General features: G+C 71.1%; 19 protein-coding genes. All 19 read right to left on the reverse strand.

The genetic code is table 11. The features are described from left to right. Positions 1-33: 33 nt before the first annotated feature. The 19 genes from ccsB to C4T78_RS25545 all read right to left on the reverse strand — a co-directional run bounded on the left by ccsB (position 34) and on the right by C4T78_RS25545 (position 17,627). Positions 34-1,035 (reverse strand): c-type cytochrome biogenesis protein CcsB, encoded by a 1,002-nt coding sequence (gene ccsB, locus C4T78_RS25455; protein WP_093354024.1) that lies wholly within the window; start codon positions 1,033-1,035, stop codon positions 34-36. After that, positions 1,035-2,657: a cytochrome c biogenesis protein ResB gene (gene resB, locus C4T78_RS25460; RefSeq protein ID WP_093354027.1), complete on the reverse strand. Its 1,623-nt coding sequence runs from the start codon at positions 2,655-2,657 to the stop codon at positions 1,035-1,037. The genes ccsB and resB overlap by 1 nt, the downstream gene beginning before the upstream one ends. Beyond that, positions 2,657-3,439, reverse strand: coding sequence for a cytochrome c biogenesis CcdA family protein (locus C4T78_RS25465; RefSeq protein WP_093145706.1), 783 nt, complete (start codon positions 3,437-3,439; stop codon positions 2,657-2,659). Before C4T78_RS25465 ends, resB begins: the two co-directional genes overlap by 1 nt. Before the next feature lie 572 nt (positions 3,440-4,011). Then, positions 4,012-4,602 (reverse strand): TlpA family protein disulfide reductase, encoded by a 591-nt coding sequence (locus C4T78_RS25470; RefSeq protein ID WP_177247639.1) that lies wholly within the window; start codon positions 4,600-4,602, stop codon positions 4,012-4,014. Then, positions 4,599-5,204 (reverse strand): histidine phosphatase family protein, encoded by a 606-nt coding sequence (locus tag C4T78_RS25475; RefSeq protein ID WP_093354548.1) that lies wholly within the window; start codon positions 5,202-5,204, stop codon positions 4,599-4,601. Before C4T78_RS25475 ends, C4T78_RS25470 begins: the two co-directional genes overlap by 4 nt. A 149-nt stretch (positions 5,205-5,353) precedes the next feature. Next, positions 5,354-6,625, reverse strand: coding sequence for a glutamate-1-semialdehyde 2,1-aminomutase (gene hemL, locus C4T78_RS25480; RefSeq protein WP_374703905.1), 1,272 nt, complete (start codon positions 6,623-6,625; stop codon positions 5,354-5,356). Positions 6,626-6,734: 109 nt separating this feature from the next. After that, complete coding sequence (locus tag C4T78_RS25485) at positions 6,735-7,073, reverse strand: hypothetical protein (RefSeq protein ID WP_093354031.1); 339 nt, start codon at positions 7,071-7,073, stop codon at positions 6,735-6,737. A 223-nt stretch (positions 7,074-7,296) separates the two neighbouring features. Then, positions 7,297-7,731 carry a transport-regulating membrane protein Mce1N gene (mce1N, locus tag C4T78_RS25490; protein WP_093145703.1) on the reverse strand — a complete coding sequence of 145 codons (435 nt, stop codon included), beginning with the start codon at positions 7,729-7,731 and terminating at the stop codon, positions 7,297-7,299. Then, positions 7,728-8,144, reverse strand: coding sequence for a hypothetical protein (locus C4T78_RS25495; protein ID WP_093354033.1), 417 nt, complete (start codon positions 8,142-8,144; stop codon positions 7,728-7,730). Before C4T78_RS25495 ends, mce1N begins: the two co-directional genes overlap by 4 nt. Continuing rightward, complete coding sequence (locus C4T78_RS25500) at positions 8,144-8,821, reverse strand: proline-rich domain-containing protein (protein ID WP_235863610.1); 678 nt, start codon at positions 8,819-8,821, stop codon at positions 8,144-8,146. Before C4T78_RS25500 ends, C4T78_RS25495 begins: the two co-directional genes overlap by 1 nt. Positions 8,822-8,872: 51 nt before the next feature. Further along, on the reverse strand, positions 8,873-9,487 hold the full coding sequence (locus C4T78_RS25505; protein ID WP_093354035.1) for a hypothetical protein: 615 nt from the start codon (positions 9,485-9,487) through the stop codon (positions 8,873-8,875). A 68-nt stretch (positions 9,488-9,555) separates the two neighbouring features. Next, positions 9,556-10,035 carry a hypothetical protein gene (locus C4T78_RS25510; RefSeq protein ID WP_093354038.1) on the reverse strand — a complete coding sequence of 160 codons (480 nt, stop codon included), beginning with the start codon at positions 10,033-10,035 and terminating at the stop codon, positions 9,556-9,558. 39 nt (positions 10,036-10,074) lie between these two features. Next, entirely contained in the window at positions 10,075-10,647 is a 573-nt protein-coding gene (locus tag C4T78_RS25515; RefSeq protein WP_143185887.1) for a hypothetical protein, read from the reverse strand. After that, on the reverse strand, positions 10,644-11,627 hold the full coding sequence (gene hemB, locus C4T78_RS25520; protein WP_093354043.1) for a porphobilinogen synthase: 984 nt from the start codon (positions 11,625-11,627) through the stop codon (positions 10,644-10,646). Before hemB ends, C4T78_RS25515 begins: the two co-directional genes overlap by 4 nt. A 205-nt stretch (positions 11,628-11,832) precedes the next feature. Beyond that, the gene (locus C4T78_RS36810) at positions 11,833-12,141 is read right to left on the reverse strand and encodes a DedA family protein (protein WP_218161619.1); all 309 of its coding nucleotides are present in this window, start codon (positions 12,139-12,141) and stop codon (positions 11,833-11,835) included. 794 nt (positions 12,142-12,935) lie between these two features. After that, positions 12,936-14,468 carry a bifunctional uroporphyrinogen-III C-methyltransferase/uroporphyrinogen-III synthase gene (locus C4T78_RS25530; RefSeq protein ID WP_093354047.1) on the reverse strand — a complete coding sequence of 511 codons (1,533 nt, stop codon included), beginning with the start codon at positions 14,466-14,468 and terminating at the stop codon, positions 12,936-12,938. A 14-nt stretch (positions 14,469-14,482) separates the two neighbouring features. After that, entirely contained in the window at positions 14,483-15,421 is a 939-nt protein-coding gene (gene hemC / locus C4T78_RS25535) for a hydroxymethylbilane synthase (protein WP_093145695.1), read from the reverse strand. Continuing rightward, entirely contained in the window at positions 15,418-16,803 is a 1,386-nt protein-coding gene (locus tag C4T78_RS25540) for a glutamyl-tRNA reductase (protein WP_093354051.1), read from the reverse strand. The genes hemC and C4T78_RS25540 overlap by 4 nt, the downstream gene beginning before the upstream one ends. Beyond that, positions 16,800-17,627 (reverse strand): redox-sensing transcriptional repressor Rex, encoded by an 828-nt coding sequence (locus C4T78_RS25545; RefSeq protein ID WP_093354054.1) that lies wholly within the window; start codon positions 17,625-17,627, stop codon positions 16,800-16,802. The genes C4T78_RS25540 and C4T78_RS25545 overlap by 4 nt, the downstream gene beginning before the upstream one ends. Between the last annotated feature and the right edge of the window lie 318 nt (positions 17,628-17,945).

The raw sequence follows: 17,945 nt of genomic DNA on the forward strand, positions 1-17,945 counted from the left end.
CCCGCTGCGCCCCGGAGGGCGCTGATCATCCGCTCACAGTCCAGCGTACGAGTGAAGACCGGCCACAACGATGTTGATGAAGAACAAGTTGAAGATCATCACGGCCAGGCCGAGGATGTTGATCCAGGCCGCGCGCACCCCGCGCCAGCCCGCAGTGGCGCGGGCGTGCAGGTACGCGGCGTAGACCACCCAGGCGATGAAGGAGCAGGTCTCCTTCGGGTCCCAGCCCCAGAACCGGCCCCAGGCCGCTTCCGCCCAGATCGCGCCCGCGACGATCGCGAACGTCCACACCGGGAAGATGATCACCGTGGCGCGGTAGGCGACCCGGTCCAGCGCCTGGCTGGTGGGCAGCCGGGAACCGACCTTGGTCATCTTCAGCGGGTTGTTCTCGTACCGGCAGCGCACCAGGTACAGCAGGCTCGCCACGCCGGCGAACAGCAGCACGCCGCTGGCGATGATCGCGGCGGCGACGTGGATCACGATCCAGTAGGACTGCAGCGCCGGGATCAGCGGTGCGGCCTGCGCGTAGAGCACCGTGCCGGACAGGAAGAGCAGCAGGATCACCGGCAGCATCAGGAAACCGCCGAGCCCGCGCAGCTGGGGAGAGGTCGCGGCGCGGCGAGCGGTGCGCGTCTGCCGGTACAGCACGACCAGCCAGGCCACCACGGCGGCCAGGCAGATCGCCGAGCCGAACTCGTACATGTTGCCCCACGGCACCCGGCCGGTGGCCAGACCGCGCAGCAGCAAGGAGGCGAAGTGCACCACCGCGCCGAGCAGCGTCATCGCGACGGCCATGCCGCCGAGGCGCTCGGAGAACGGCCGCTTCTCCGGCGCGGGCACGTGCCCGACCACCGGGGCCGAAGTGGCGTCCCCGCCGCCTCCGCCGACCAGCGCCGCCTCGCGGTTGCGCTCGACCGCGCCGACGCGCCCGCGGGAGAACTCCGCGAAGTACAGCAGCATCGCCAGGATGTAGACCACCACCGACGTGGCGTAGGCCATGTCGCTGTAGGTCGACAGCGTCTCGTTGACCGGCATCAGCTCTTCCTTTCGCGCGCGGGGCCAGCGGCCGCGCGGGACTTCGGCGAGTGGTCGACACCCGTGCCGAGGAGGTCGGCGGCGAGCCTGGTGAACTCCTCGCCGTACCCGGCCTGATCGGTGCGAGCGAGTCCGCCGACTTCGACAACGGTACGTGCGGAACCGGATCCGTCCTGGTCCGGGTGCGGTGCGGCGCGGACCCACACCCGTCGCCGCTTGATCATCAGCGAGGTGCTGATGCCGAAGATGATCAGCACCGAGAACAGCAGCACCCACGGCTGGAACGGGTCGTGCGAGACCTGCAGGTTGGCCCACCGCTCGACGCCGTCGAAGCGGACCGTGGTGCCGTCGTCGAGGCGGATCTCTTCGCCGACGCGCAGGTTCTCGCGGGCCACCCGCTGGAGCCTGCCCTGGTCCACCATGGACTGGTCCACGCCGAAGATCGACTGGCCGCGGCCGGAGTCGAGCCCGAGGTCACCGCGCATCACGTCGACCGCCGCGGCCGGGTCCAGCAGGTCCGGGAAGCTGGAGCTGAGGATGGCGCCGTCGAACGCCGCGGTGGGCGCGAACAGGCCGGTGATGGCGAGCTGGTTCTGGCGGCGCTGCGCGTCGTCGAGCACGCCGGGCGGGTCGAACTTGGTGGCGCCCTGCGAGAGCATCGTCATCGGGTCGGCGGGCTGCCACTGGATGACGTCGGTGCGCTGCTGCCCGTCCGGGAAGGTGACGGTGAAGCGCGGCGCGTAACCGTTGCCGGTCAGGTAGATCCGGTCGCCCGCGGTGCGCAGCGGGTGGTTGACCTGCAGCAGGTACGGCTGCCAGGTGTTGTTCTCCAGGTCCTCACCGGACTGGTACTGCAGGTCCACCCGGTAGTCGCCGACCTGGCCGTTGCGCTCGTAGTCGATGTCGAAGCCGTTGACGCGCACGCAGAACGGGGAGAGCTGGGTGCCGTCGACGGTGAGCCCGGCGCGGAAGGAGTCGTAGTTGTAGGTCCCGGAGTTGCAGAACTCGGAGCCGTCGGCCACCACGATGACCTGGCCCTCGTAGCCGTACAGCTTGCCGCCCGCGACGCTGAGCAGCAGGCCGACCAGGGCGAAGTGGAAGACGAGGTTGCCGATCTCGCGCAGGAACCCGCGCTCCGCGCTGATCGACTTCGCGCCGCCGTCCTCCTCGCGCTCGACCATCCGCCAGCCGCGCAACCGGCTGCGGGTGCCGGCCATCACCTCGTCGACGGAGGTGTCGAGGGTGGCCTGCTCGTGGTGCGGCATCCGGGAGAGGTTCCGCGGCGTGCGCACCGGCTTGCTGCGCCACTGCTTGTAGTACTCGAAACAGCGCGGCAGCAGACAGCCGATCAGCGAGATGAACAGCAGGACGTAGATGGAGGCGAACCAGACCGAGCTGAAGACCTCGAAGGCCCCGAGCTTGTCCAGGATCGGCGCGAGCGTCGGGTACTCGGCGAAGTACCGGTTCACCTCGGAGATGTTCAGCGAGCGCTGCGGGATCAGCGCTCCCGGCAACGACGCCAGCGCGAGCAGGAACAGCAGCACCAGCGCGGTGCGCATGGACGTCAGCCCGCGCCAGGTGTTGCGCAGGAACGCCAGTGTCGTCTTCAGGTAGCCGCGCATCAGAGGATCGTCTCGTAACCGGCGATCGGGCCACGGAGCAAGGCGACCAACTCTCCCCACAAACCGGTGACGAGCAGCAGGCCGACCACGACCAGCAGCACCCCACCTGCGATTTGGATGACACGTCCGTTCCGCCGCAGCCACCCCGCGCTGCGCAGAGCCCACCGGGCGCCGAGGGCCAGCAGCACGAACGGCAGCCCGAGCCCGAGGCAGTAGGCGGCGATCAGCAGAACACCCCGGATCACGGTGCTGCTCGATCCGTCGGTGGCGATGGCGATGGAGGTCACCCCGGTCAGGGTGGGCCCGAGGCACGGCGTCCAGCCGAGGCCGAACACCGCGCCCAGCAGCGGAGCTCCCCAGAGCCCGGCGCGCGGCACCCGGTGGATCCGCACGTCGCGCTGCAGCGCGGGCACCAGCCCGATGAACACCAGTCCCATCGCGACGGTGACCACGCCACCGATCCGCTGCAGCAGGAGCTCGTTGGCCAGCAGCGCGTCGGACAGGCCCAGCAGCAGCAGCGTCCCGGAGGCGAAAACGACGGTGAACCCGGCGACGAACAGCAGCGCGGCACCGGCGACCCGCCAGCGACCGCGCCGCGACAGCGCCGCTTCGGTCTCGTCCACGGGCGGGGTTTCCGCGCCGACGACGCCCGCCAGGTAGGCGAGGTAGCCCGGCACCAGCGGCACCACGCACGGCGAAGCGAAGCTGATCGCCCCGGCCAGCACCGCGATGGCGGCCGCGAACAGCAGCGGTCCGGACGCGGCGAGCTCAGTGGGGTTCACGCTTCGAGGGTAGGAAAGTCAAGACCACGACCCGTCACCGGGCTCGGTGAGCCGTCCCACATCGTCCCAGGTAGCGACCCCGATCAAGACCACAACCGCCCCACCAGGGCCATAGGTCCCGCATATCCAGGACCCCAAGATCAACCCCACCCCACCCCACCACACCACACTGCACCGCACCCCACTGCACCGCACCGCACCGCACCGCACCGCACCGCACCGCAGCCCAGCACACCCCAGCCCAACCCACCGACGTCCTCCCTCCCCCGCCGAGCCCACGCGCACCACCGCCCGCGCAAACCTGCGCAACTTCAATGGAAATCAGACATCCAATTTCAATGGAAGTTGTATGCCCGTCGGCGTGTCGGGCACCCGACACACCGACGGCGCGTCGGGATACGCGCAATTTCAATTGAAATCACACGTCCAATTTCCATTGAAATTGCCGGGAGACCCCGGTCCCACCGCACCTCACCCGTTGCGGAGCGAGATGCGGAACATTGCCGGGAGGCCCCGGTCCCGGCGCACCTGACCCGTCGCGGGGCGAGTGCGGGACGGAGGCGGAGCCGCGATCACGCCGGTTCGGCGGCGACCTTCTCGACCTCGGGGAGCAGCTCGCTCTCCAGCATCGCCGTCAGGAAGACCGCGGCCACGCGGTGCTGGCGGTCCAGCACGATCGTCGCCGGGACGGTGCTGCGCGGGAACTGGCGCAGCGCGAGCAGCGAACGGCCGGACGGGTCGTAGATCGACGGGTAGGTCAGGCCGCGGTCGCGGTGGAAGTCCACCGCCGCCGTCCGGCTGTCCCGCACGTTGATCCCGAGCACCTGCACGCCCTTGGGCCCGGCCTTGTCCTGCACGGCCTGCAGGTCGTCGGCCTCCGCGCGGCACGGCCCGCACCAGGAGCCCCAGATGTTGAGCACCACGACCTGGCCCTTGAAGTCGTCCAGGCCGACCTGCTTGCCCTCTTCCAGCAGGCTCTCGCCGGACATCCCGGAGACCCGCCCGCGCTCGTCCGGCGCGTAGAAGAGCCGGGTCTGCCCGCCGGGCGAGACGAAGGTGAACTCACCGCCGGTGGCCACCGCGTCGTCGCCCTGCGTCGCGCACCCGCCGACCAGCGCCAACGCCGCGGCCACCAGGCCCAAGCGTACCAACAGCTTCTTCATGCCCCTGTCACCTTCGGATCGGTTGCGCCCGCCGGTTCCACGTAGGCGATGCGCACCAGCTCCTCGCCGCGGAACACCAGGCTGGTCAGCGACGCCAGCGAGCACTGGCGCCGACGAGGGTCGTGCCACATCGGCTTGCCCTCCAGGAACCGGCGCAGCGTCCAGATCGGCAGCTGGTGCGACACGCACACCGCCTCGTGCCCGGCCGCGGCCGCGCGGGCGCGCTGGGCGGCGCCGAGCATGCGGTGCGCGATCTGCAGGTACGGCTCGCCCCAGGACGGCCGCAGCGGGTTCCAGAGCTTCGGCCAGTGCTTCGGCGAGCTCAGCGCGCCGTCGCCGACCGACACCTTCAGCCCCTCGAAGCGGTTCTCGGACTCGATCAGCCGCTCGTCGGTGGCCACGTCGACCTGGAAGGTCGCGCCGATCGGCTCGGCGGTCTGCTGCGCCCGCTGCAGCGGCGAGGCGACCACGTGGACGACGTCGCGCCCGGCCAGGAACTCGGCGACGAGCTTCGCCTGCTGCTCTCCGCGGTCCGACAGGCGGTAGCCGGGCAACCGGCCGTAGAGGATGCCCTCCGGGTTGTGCACCTCACCGTGGCGCATGAAGTGCACCACTGTCCGCTCCGCGTCTCCGCGATTCACAGTGGTGGTCGCCTCCCGCTCGATCTCGCGCTTCGCGGTTTCCCGTGGCTGGTTCGCGCCGCGCTCCCCTGGGCTGCGGTCGCTCAGGGCACGGGTTGGCTCGGAGTTGCTCATTCCGTCGCCTCCGCGGCGGCGCGGGCGGCGTGCGGGACCGCTTCGGCGATCGTCTCGAACGCCGCTTCGTCCATCGCCGCGTTCACGAACCACGACTCGAACGCGCTCGGCGGGGCGTAGACGCCGCGATCGAGCAGCGCGTGGAAGAACGGCGGGAACCGCCAGGTCTGCTGGGCCTGCGCCTGCTCGTAGTCGTGCACCGGCGTCTCGCTGAAGAAGACGCTGACCATGTTGGCCGCGTAAGCGATCTGGTGCGGCACGCCGGCCTCGGTCAGCGCCGAGCCGAGCAGGTCGCCGAGCCGCTTGCTGTTGCGGTCCAGCGCCGCGTAGACCTCGGCATCGGCGGCCCGCAGGTTCGCCAGCCCCGCGGCCACCGCGACCGGGTTCCCGGACAGCGTGCCCGCCTGGTACACCGGCCCGGACGGGGCGAGCCGCGCCATCACGTCGGCCCGGCCGCCGAAGGCCGCCGCGGGCAGCCCGCCGGACATCACCTTGCCGAAGGTGTAGAGGTCACCGGCCACGCCGTCGACGCCGAACCAACCGGCGCGGGAGACGCGGAAGCCGGTCATCACCTCGTCCATGATCAGCAGCGCGCCGGCCGAGCGGGTGATCTCGCGCAGGCCCTGGTTGAAGCCCGGCAGCGGCGCGACGGCGCCCATGTTGCCCGCCGCGGCCTCGGTGATCACACAGGCGATCTCGTCGCCCTGCTCGGCGAAGACCTGCCGCACGGCTTCGAGGTCGTTGTAGGGCAGCACGATGGTCTCGGCGGCCTGCGCGCCGGTGACGCCCGGCGAGGTCGGCAGCCCCAGCGTCGCCAGCCCGGAGCCGGCGCTGGCCAGCAGCGCGTCGACGTGCCCGTGGTAGCAGCCGGCGAACTTGACGATCTTCCGGCGGCCGGTGAACCCGCGGGCCAGCCGGACGGCGCTCATCGTCGCCTCGGTGCCCGAGTTGACCAGCCGGACCTGCTCGACGGGCTCGACGCGGTCGATGATCTCCTGCGCGAGGTCGATCTCGCCCTCGCCGGGGGTGCCGAAGGACAGGCCGTGCGAGGCGGCCTCCTGCACCGCGCGGACCACGTCGGGGTGCGCGTGCCCGTTGATCATCGGGCCCCACGAGGACACCAGGTCCACGTAGCGGTTGCCGTCGGCGTCCCAGAGGTGGGCGCCTTCGCCGCGAACCATGAACCGGGGAGTGCCGCCGACCGAGTGGAAGGCGCGGACCGGCGAGTTGACGCCGCCCGGCGTCACCGCCTGCGCGCGGTCGAACAGCTGCCGCGACCGCGGAGCCGGATCGTGATTCGGATTCGATGCGGGGTTCGCAGAAGCTGTCACGCCTCCCAGTCTGACAGGCGCGGCCAGGTGACCGGGCGCACCCCGACTACCGGCGGCGAGCGCGCACGGCCAGCGCCACCTGCCGGATCCCGTCCAGCAGCAGGAGACCGGCGAGGGTCATCGCGCCCAACGCCGAGGCCTGCCAGCTCCCGATCGAGCGGGTCACCACGTCGATCGCGCCGTGCGGCCCGGGCAGCTGGATCGGCACGGTGCCCTGCTGCCAGGCCCACCACCCGGCCACCACCAGCGCCACGACCAGGACGAGCTCGATCCCGGCCACGGCGGCCCGCCAAGGCTTGTGCACGACGCCCCGCGGCTCGGCGCGTTCTAGCTCCTCGGCGCTGAACTTCGGCCCGTCCGCAGGCCACGGTTCCGGAGTGGTCACGCGCAGAAGCGTCTCATGACCCACCGCACACACCACACCGCTCCCCACGGGCGGGACGCGATTTCAATGGAAATCACATCACCGATTTCAATGGAAATCGCACGCCGTCGGCGTGTCAGGGCCCGACACGCCGACGCGTGGGTGGGGCTTCGCGATTTCAATGGAAATCAGACGTCTGATTTCCATTGAAATCGCCAACGACGCCGGAGGGCGAGCGGATCGGCTAGCGCTCCACGAGCTCGGTCAGGGCCGCGGAGAGGGCTGCCGGGTCCTTCGCCCAGGCCAGGACGACCTTGTCGCCGTCGATCCGGATCGGCACCTCGCCCGTGCCCTTCGGGACCGTCCAGGCGCCGCCGAGCACCCGCGCGCCCACCGGCGCACCCACGTCGGTCACCGCCGAGATGCGGCTGACCTCGATCTCCTCGCGCCCGAGCGCGAGTTCGACCGGGGTCAGCCGCACCGAGACCAAACGGCGCCTGCCCTGCACCCAGACCGCGGCCGCGACGGCGAGCAGCCCGCCGGTCAGCGACCACATCCACGGGCTCACCGGGCCGGGCGTCAGCGCCTCGACGCCGAAGCCCAGCAGGGCGAACGCCGGCCCCCAGAGCACCGGCCACCAGCTGCTACCGGGTTCGGAGTACAGCACCGGTTCGCTCATCGCTCACCCGTCAGCCATTCCGTGCTCTGCGCCCGCCACAACAACACCGCAGCCGTTCCCCCCAGGACGAGCAGGATCGTGTGCACGCTGAACACCGCGCCCGATCCCAGCACCAGCACCAGGTGCAGCAGCGCGAACGCGGACAACCCGATCCGCGCCCACGAACGCCGCTTGAAGAGCGCCATTCCGAACCCCAGGTAGGCCGCCGCTAGCACGACGGCGATCCCGGTGTTGGCCAGGATCATCTGCTGCGCGCGACCGGCCGCATCGGCCGGCGCCAACTGCTGCTGCACGGCCAGTTGCTGCACGAGCTCGGCGCGGCCGGACCACATCAGCCCGGCTTGCAGCAGCAGGAGGATCGCCACCGTCCACCACAGGACGACGGCGTAGCGCAGCTGTCGAGGTGCGGCCATCAGTACGAACGGCGAGCCGCGTTGAAGTACCAGTTCGACGGCTGCAGGTACACCAGCGTGATGAACGCGCCCATGGACAGCAGTCCGAGCCCGGCCTGGACGTAGACCATCACGTAGTACGACGCGGGCAGCACGAAGTCCGGCACGTCGGCGGACATCGTCGTGGTGCTGCCGCCCTGGATCAGGCTGATGATGCTGCTGAGCAGCCAGATCGAGGCGAAGACGGTGAGCGTGATGCGCGCCCAGTTCCGCCCGGCCCGCATCTTGAAGCCGAACAGGATCCACAGCGCGGTCAGGATCAGGTAGATCACCGTCACGAAGATGAAGGTGAACAGCATGACCCCGTTGATGATGGAGGACATCCCGGACTGGAACTCCGGGGGCATGTCGGGGTCGGTCGCGCTGGTGAGGGCGTCGTTCAGCGCGCCCTGCACCATCATGTAGCTCACCACGGACAGGACCGTCACGAGCAGCGGCATCGCGATGGCGATCCAGAACGCGATCTCCACGGTGATCGGCCGCGGGACCTGGTTCATCTCCTGCGCGGGCACCGGCGGCGCCGCGTAGGGGTTCTGCTGCGGGTACCCGCCCTGCGGGTACTGCTGCGGGAAGCCGCCGGACGGCGTACCGCCCGGCTGGTACCCGCCCTGCTGCCAAGGATTTTGCGGTGAAGTCACCGGCAAACAGTATGAAGCGGACTCACGTGCTGTCCACTTGGTTGAGCGAACTCACCGAACCGACATCGCTTTGAAATAGGCGTTCGCCTGTTTGCCGAACACCAGCACCAGGAAGACGATCGGCACGACCAGGGACACCAGCAGGTCGGCGATGTGCAGGAAGAGGATCGGGTTGCTGGCGATGATGCCGAAATCGCCGCCGAGGCTCAGCACGAACGTCACAGCCGCGTAGAGGGTGTGGGCCAGCCAGAGCCCGGCGAGCACCACGAGCGTGATCCGCGCCGAATTGCGCCCCCGCCGCAGGCCGCCGCCGAACACCACCCAGAGCACCGCGCACACCACCGCGCCGAGCATCAGCACGCCGTTGATCAGGATCGGCAGCACCGCCAACCCGTAGTCGAGGATCGTCATCGTGGTGATCACGAACCCGACGAGGCCGATCAGCGCGGAGATCGGCGCCCACACCGCACCGAGCCAGCTGGCGAGGGCGACCGAGCCGGGCGGCTTCCCCGGCACCGCGACGTGCTGCTGCGGGTAGCCGAACTGCTGCGGCTGACCGGCATGCTGAGGGGGCCCGAACTGCTGCGGCGGCTGGGGCAACGGCTGCTGCTGCGGCGCGAACTGCTGGTTCGGACCCTGCGGCCAGGGGTTCTGCGGCGATGTCACGAGTGGACAGTAGATCGGTGATCGCCCCCGGTCCACCGGTTCCGGAAAGCCGGGAGCAGTCGCACCGCTCAGCGCCGGAAGTACTCGTTCGACGGCGCGAGGTAGGCGAGCACGATGGTCGCCGCGACGGTCAGCACCTGCAGCACCGCCAGCAGGGCCGCGGCGGCACCGCCGACCGAGCCGCCGGTCACCGACGGCAGCGTCAGCAGGATCCACACCGCGCCCACCGCGGTGATCACGATCCGCGCCCAGTTCCGGCCCTTGCGCAGGAAGAACAGGAACAAGATCCACAGCGCCGCGATGACCGCCACGATCGCGGCGACCAGCACCAGCACCCCGGTGTAGACGGCGCGCGCCTGCTCCGGGCTGAGCAGCTGGCCCTGCGCCGCGGACTCCTCGATCACCAGCTGGAGCTCGGCGTCCGAGACCATCAGGAACGAGGTGGCGAGGACGGCGAACCCCACCACCACGGCGGCGATGCCTGCCCAGAACGCGCCGTCGACCGTGCCCGGCCGCGGCGCCGCGGAGTCCTGCTCCTGCGAGGTCACCTGCCCAGGTTAGGAATCGTCCGGGCAGGCGACAATTCGTCAGCGGCGTAACTTGGCGAGCCGGAAGCGCTCGCCCGCCTCGCGGATGAACCGGTTGGCGTCCGGCCGGAACATGAACACGATCGCCGCCACCTCCACGGCCGCCACGACCAGCGCGAACAGCACCTCGACCCAGGTGATGGCGACGCCGGTGAGCTCGTGGACCAGCGCCGTGCCGAAGGCGGCCACGGTCAGCACCGTGATGAACGCGTTGAACACCCCGAAGCCGCCGAACACGGTCAGCACGATCCGCGACCAGTTCCGCCCCTCCAGCATCCGCCGGGTGAGCATCACGTACACCATCAGGATCAGCGCCTTGAGCAGCAACGCGAACATGATCCCGCCGTTGGCGGCGGAGTCCAGGTCCTGCTGGCTCAGCTCCGGGTTGACCGCGCGCAGCTCGCTGATCAGCCGCGACCGGTCGGCGAGCTGGATGAAGGCCTGCACGACGCCGATCAGCACCGACCCGATCCACAGCCACCGCGCCACCAGCAGCGACTGCGGTGCCGCCGACGGCTCCGGTGCGGGAACCGGGCGGCCGAACGCGTCGACTTGCTGCCCCGGTTCGGTCATGCGCGGGTGCCCCGCAGCCACTGCGCGGCCTCGGCGGCCCAGTAGGTGAGGACGATGTCCGCGCCCGCGCGCCGGATCGAGGTCAGCGACTCCAGCACGGTCCGCTGCCGGTCCAGCCACCCGTTGGCCGCGGCGGCCTCGATCATCGAGTACTCGCCGGAGACCTGGTAGGCGGCCACCGGCACGTCGGCCACGCCCGCGATGTCGCGCAGCACGTCGAGGTAGGACATGGCGGGCTTGACCATCACCATGTCGGCGCCCTCGGCCAGGTCCAGGTCGGCTTCGCGCAGCGCTTCGCGGCCGTTGGCCGGGTCCTGCTGGTAGGTGTTGCGGTCGCCCTTGAGCTGCGAGTCCACCGCTTCGCGGAACGGGCCGAAGAAGGCGGAGGCGTACTTCGCCGAGTAGGCCAGGATCGAGGTGTCGGCGAAGCCGGTGGCGTCGAGCGAGTCGCGGATCACGCCGACCTGCCCGTCCATCATCCCGCTGGGCCCGACCACGTGCGCCCCGGACTGGGCCTGCACGACGGCCATCTCGCCGTAGATCTGCAGCGTCCGGTCGTTGTCGACGTTGCCGTCCTCGTCCAGCACGCCGCAATGCCCGTGGTCGGTGAACTCGTCCAGGCACAGGTCGGCCATCAGCACGGTGTCGTCGCCGAGCTCGGAGTGCAGGTCGCGCAGCGCGACGTTGAGGATCCCGTCGGGATCGACCGCTCCAGAGCCCTCGGCGTCGTGCTGCGCGGGCACGCCGAAGAGCATCAAACCGCCGACACCGGCGCTGACGGCGTCGACGGCGGCCTTGCGCAGCGAATCGCGGGTGTGCTGCACCACGCCCGGCATCGAGGCGATCGGCAACGGCTCGTCGATGCCTTCCCGCACGAACATCGGCAGCACCAGGTGCCGAGGTTCGACGGAGGTCTCGGAGACGAGTCGGCGCAGGGCCGGATTGCGGCGAAGCCGACGCGGACGGTGCGAGGGATACATCCAGCAGCTCCCCAAGCAGCTCGACAGGGGTAACAACCCCGAGCGTAACCACCCCGACGAACCGGACGCCGAAGGGTCGACCCGAGAACCGCCCGGCCCCGATCCGGGCGGAGGTGCTCGTCACAGCCAGCGGTGACGACCGATCGGCAGCGTCAACGACGGCTCCAGCAGCCCCCCATCCCAACACCCGGGCCGCCGGGCTCGGCTAGAGCCGTTCGGGAACCTCGGCGAGTTCGCGGTGTTGGGCAGTGCTGACGGGGTTGCGGGCAGCGATCACGCGGCGGCGGATGTGGCGGGCTGCGCCGCTGAGCAGCATCAGCGCGGTGGCCAGGCCGAGTCCGAACAGCAGGCCCTTGACCGGGTCGGTTCCGAAAGCGGCGCCGCCCAGGTAGCCCATCAGCGACCAGCTGGTCGCCCACAGCGCGGCCGCCGCCGTGTCGAACAGGGCGAAGGACTTGATCGGGTAGCCGACCCCGCCCATGGTGATCGTGGTCGCGGTCCGGACTCCCGGCACCCACCGCGAGGCGAGCAGCGCCTGCCCGCCCCCGCTCGGCGAGCGTGGCCGACGCCCAGTCGAAGGCAGCCCGGCTGCGGGGGCGTCGCCGAATGCGCGCCTGGAGCCGACCGATCGAGCTGCGCCCGATCAAATAGGCCACGTGATCACCGGCGAACGCTCCAGCGGCTCCGGCCAGCACGATCGCGAACAGGTTCAGGTCGCCTGATCCCACGAAGACGGCTGCGGTGACCAGGGCCGCTTCCCCGGGGATCACCGGGATGAAGCCGTCCAGCGCCGCCAGGACGAACAGCGCCAGGTAAACCCACGGCGAAGCCATGGCCTGCTGGAGCAGGCCCAGGGCAGCGTCTGCCACGTATCCGTCCTCGCCGGTCTCGTGCCCGCCGCCCGCGTGGGCGGCAGCAGCTTCGGGTTGTTGTCCTCCGCACCCTCTCCGAAGACAGCCGGCGCGGACATCAGGGACCGCACCGAGGCGCGCCCTGAATCCGGGTCGGGGTCAAGCCTCCCCCAGCAGGCACGCAGTGCGGGCGATTTCGCGCGAAATCGTCCGCATCCGCGCCGCTGCGTGCCGGTTTCGCGCGGAATCGCCCTTTCCCGAGCAGGCCGAGGCCATCGCCCCCGTGACCGGCTGGTGCCCGAAGCGGTTCCGCGCACCTCGGCGCGAGTTCAGAACCCGTGAGTGTTTTGGGGTGCTATAGCCCCCCAAAACACTCACGGCCCCCGGCCACCCAACTGGCGGCTGAAACGCCGAAGGGCGCCTCCGACCTGGTCGGAGGCGCCCTTCGGGCGTTGTGTCAGCTGCGGCGAGCGCGCTTGGCCTTGCGCGGGGGCGGCAGGGCGCCTTCCGCGCGGAGGCGGGCCGCGTGCTCGGCCAGGGCGTCCACCAAGTCCTCCACGCGGGGGACCTCGGGCTGGACGTCGACCCGCAGGCCGAACTCCTTGGCGGTCTCCGCCGTGTTCGGGCCGATGCAGGCCACCAGCGTCCGGGCGTGCGGCTTGCCCGCGATGCCGACCAGGTTCCGGACCGTCGACGACGAGGTGAAGCACACCGCGTCGAAGCCACCCGTCTTGATCATCTCGCGGGTGTCGGCGGGCGGCGGCGCGGCGCGGACGGTGCGGTAGGCCGTCACGTCGTCGACCTCCCAGCCGCGCTCGCGCAGACCGGCCGACAGCGTCTCGGTGGCGATGTCCGCGCGCGGCAGCAGCACCCGGTCGACCGGGTCCAGGATGTCGTCGTGCGGCGGGAAGTCCTGCAGCAGGCCTTCGCTGGACTGGTCACCGGAGGGCAGCAGCTCCGGGATGATCCCGAAGTCGCGCACCCGCTCCGCGGTGGCCTCGCCGACGCAGGCGATCTTCACACCGGAGAACGCCCGCGCGTCCAGGCCGAACTCGCCGAACTTCTCCCACACGGCCTTCACCGCGTTGGCCGAGGTGAACACCACCCACTGGTAGCGGCCGTCGACCAGGCCCTTGACCGCGCGCTCCATCTGCGCGGGGCTGCGCGGCGGCTCGACCGAGATGGTCGGCACCTCGTGCGAGACGGCGCCGTGCGACCACAGGCGGTCGCTCATCACGCCTGCCTGCTCCTTGGTGCGCGGCACCAGGACCTTCCAGCCGTACAGCGCGCGCGACTCCCACCAGGAGAGCTTGCTGCGCTCGGACACGACGTCGCCGATGGTCACCACCAGGTGGCCCTGCAGCTCACCGGCGTCCGCGGCCAGCGAGGCCAGCGTCGTGTCGATGGTGCGCTGCTGGACCGTGGTGCCGGAAGCGGTCACCGCGACCGGCGTGGTCGCGGCCCTGCCGTGCTCGACCAGGCGCGAAGCGGCCTCGGCCAGGTGGCTGCCAGTGGTGTGCAGCACCAGCGCTCCGGGCGAGGCGGCCAGGGCGGGCCAGTCCACGTCGCCTCGGACGTCCACCTCGGTGTGCGCGGAGCCGAGCGCGACACCGGCGTAAGCCGGAACCGCGCTGCCACCGGCTACGCCGGGAACCACGTCGAACGCGACACCGGTCTTGGCGACCTCCTGGACCTCGCGGACCACCGCGTCGGCGGTCAGCGGGTCACCGGCCACCAGGCGCACCACACCGCGCCCGATCGAGGCCTCGTTCGCCAGGTCCTTGGCCACGTCCGCCGGGTCGCCCACGGCCGGGCGCACCTCGGCGCCGTCCGCGGCCAGCCCGACGATGTCGGCGGGTACGTCCGGATCGGTCACCAGCAGGGCGGCACGGGTGATCGCATCCCGGGCCCGAACGGTGAGCAGACCGGCGTCACCGGGACCGGAGCCCACGAACGCAATCCGTCCGGGGGTCTTGCGTGCTCGGGTCATCAGGGCACTCCCCATCAACTACTGCCAGGGCCGCTGAGCAGTGCGGTCCTGGCTTCGATCAGCTGGGCGGCCAGATCGCGGCCCAGCTGGTCAGCGGCGGTCGTCTCACCAGTGGCGGAGGCGCGGACCAGACGGGAATCGTCGGCCGCCACCACCCCGCGCAGGGACAGCCGCAGCGCCACGCGCCCGTCCTCGTCGAGGTCCTCCACCACTTCGGCCAGCGCGCCGACCGGCGCGCTACAGCCCGCTTCGAGCGCGTTCAACATGCCGCGCTCGGCGGCCGCCGCGGCGCGGCTGGCCTGATCGTCCAGAACGGACTGCAGCAGGTGCTCGGTGTCCACGTCGTCGACGCGGCATTCCACTGCGAGCGCGCCCTGAGCGGGCGCGGGCAGCATCTGCAGTGGATCGAGCGTTTCCGTGATCACCTCGAGCCGGCCCACGCGGGCCAGCCCGGCGCGGGCGAGCACGACGGCGTCCAGCTCGCCGTCGGTCACCTTGCGCAGGCGGGTGTCCACATTGCCGCGGATGCTGCGCACCTCCAGCCCCAGGCCCAGGGCCCGGAGCTGGCTGGCGCGGCGCGGCGAACCGGTGCCCACGACGGAGCCCGGGGGCAATTCGCCGAGCGTCAGACCGTCCCGCGCCACCAGCGCGTCCCGCGGGTCCTCCCGGACCGGGACGGCGGCCAGCGACAACCGGGGGTCCGGTTCGGTCGGCAGGTCTTTGAAGGAGTGCACCGCGACGTCCACCTCGCCGGTGGCCAGCGCCTCGCGCAGCGCGGAGGTGAACACGCCCACGCCGATCTCGGCGATCGGCGCCATGGAGAGGTCGCCGGGCGTCTTCACGGTGATCAGCTGGGTCGGGTAACCCGCCTGCTCCAGCTGTTCGGCGACCCAGGAGCACTGGGCCACCGCCAGCGCGCTGCCGCGGGTGCCGATGCGGAGGGTCTTGTTCAACGGTCCTCCCCGTCTTGTGCCGCTCGATCGTGCTTGCGGGCCTGCGCGACGGTCGTGCCCCCGGGCAGGACCTCGTCGGCCTGCGGGGAACCGAGCACCGCGGTGGTCTGCGGATCGAGTTCGAAGAGTTCTCGGAGCGCGTCGGCGTAACCGGCTCCACCGGGCACCGACGCCAGTTGCTTGACCCGGACCGTGGGGGCGTGCAGCAGCTTGTCCACCACGCGGCGGACGGTGCGCGCCAGCTCGTCGCGGACGCCGCCGTCGAGGTCGGGCAGGCGCGAGTCGAGCCGCAGCAGCTCGCTGTCCACCACCTCGGCGGCGCGCTTGCGCAGCGCGGTCACGGTCGGGGTCACTTCCGCCGAGCGCTGCGCGGCGAGGTAGCCGCGCAGTTCCTCGGCGACGATCTGGGCGGCGCGCTCGGACTCGTTGCCGCCCTGCCGCTCGGAGAGCCGCTGCTGCAGGCTCTCCAGGTCGACGACGGTGACACCGGGCAGCTCGGCCACCGCGGCGTCGATGTCGCGGGGCAGCCCGAGGTCGCAGCACAGCAGCGGACGGCCGTCGCGCTCGGTCAGGGCCGCGGCGACCAGGTCCTCGGTGACCACGGCACCGATCGCGCCGGTGCAGGCCACCACCAGGTCCGCGGCGGCGATCGCGCCGGAGAGGTCGCTGAGGTCGGCGGTGCGCGAGGCGACGCCGTCGGCGCGCAGCGATTCGGCCAGCCGCTCGCCGTTGGCGGGCGTGCGGTTGGCGATCACGACCTCGCCGATGCCGACGCGCTTGAGCTGCGCGGCGGCCAAGCCGCCCATCGAGCCCGCGCCGACGATCAGCGCGCTGCGCCCGGCCAGGCCGTCCAGCGCGACCTCGGCGTCGGCGAGCGCCTCGGAGACCACCGACGCGCCTTCGGCGTCGATGCCGGTCTCGCTGTGCACCCGCTTGCCGACGCGCAGCGCCTGCTGGGCGAGCTCGTGCAGCGTCTTGCCGACGGTGCCGCTCTCGTCCGCGGTGCCGTAGGCCTGCCGCAGCTGGCCGAGGATCTGCGCCTCGCCGACGACCATCGAGTCCAGGCCGGCGGCGACCGAGAACAGGTGCTCGACCGCGGCGCCCGCGTAGTAGACGTAGAGGTGGTCGGACAGGTCGCGGAACTCCGCACCGGCGTGCCGGGCCAGCACCGAGCTGACGTCGTCCAGGCCGCCGTGGAAGGTCTCCGCCATCGCGTACACCTCGACCCGGTTGCAGGTCGAGATCACGAAGGCCTCGCACACGTGGTCCTGCTGCAGCAGTTCGTCGAGCACCTTGCGGACTTCGTCGCCACTGATCGAGACCCGCTCCAGCACCCGGACCGGGGCGCTGCGGTGGGAAATCCCGACGGTGAGCAGGTTCACAGCCGTTCCACCATCCTGTTCGCCGATTCGACCTCGCCTGGTTCCTGTTCACCGGAGCCCGGCGGCCCGGTGTCCGCGCCGTCCACTTCGGACTGCGCCGCGGCCTCCTGCTGACGCCGGGCCACGTGGAACGACAGGATCTGCATCTCCACCGCCAGGTCGACCTTGCGCACCTCGACGTGCTCAGGAACCTGCAGGACGACGGGCGCGAAGTTCAGGATGCACGTAACGCCACCGGCGACCAAACGGTCGCAGACCTCCTGGGCGCCCTGCACGGGCGTGGCGATCACGCCGATGGTGACCTCGCGGTCGGCGCACACCTCGACGATGTCGTCGATGTGGCTGACCGGGATGCCGCCGACCGGCACGCCGACCAGGTCGGGGTCCAGGTCGAACAGCGCCGACACCGGGAAGCCGCGGCTCGGGAAGCCGCCGTAGTTGGCCAGCGCGTGACCGAGGTTTCCGATCCCGACCACCGCGACGCTGTGCTTGCGGGTCAGGCCGAGCGTCCGCTCTATCTGCCCGACCAGCACCGACACCTCGTAGCCGACGCCGCGGGTGCCGTAGGAGCCGATGTAGGAGAGGTCCTTGCGGAGCTTGGCGGAGTTCACGCCCGCCGCCACCGCCAGCTCGTCGCTGGAGACCGTGGTGACGTCCTGGTCGGCCAGGACGGACAGGGCTCGCAGGTAGACCGCGAGGCGGGCGACGGCGGCTTCCGGGATCGCGCGGGCCCGCTCCCGGGCCGCGGGCACCTCGACCGACTGCTTGGACTCGGTCCGGGCCTGCCCGTCTCCGTCCTGCACGTCCGCTCCGTGGGCCGTCACGCTGGATCTCCCTCGCCCTGCTGCTCGCTCACCTGTCCACCCGCGCGCTCCGCCGCGGGCGGCCGTCGACTTCCCGACTTCCTCCGCAGGCGGGGAGCACCGACGCCCGACCGGTTCGCACCTCGGCGGCATCGTCCCGGCGCCGCGGGTGGCACCTGGTCCGCTGATCCGCACCGGGATCCCGGCGGTCGGACCACTGACACCGTAACCACTTGTGAACGCATGCACAAAGTCGCTGCGACCGTCGTGACCCGGAGACGCGAACCTTCCCCGCCATCATTGCCGATAGCCCCCCGACGTGCCAAAACGCGTGGTCTG

This window comes from Saccharopolyspora kobensis (genome assembly GCF_900108315.1).
Lineage (GTDB): Bacteria > Actinomycetota > Actinomycetes > Mycobacteriales > Pseudonocardiaceae > Saccharopolyspora > Saccharopolyspora kobensis.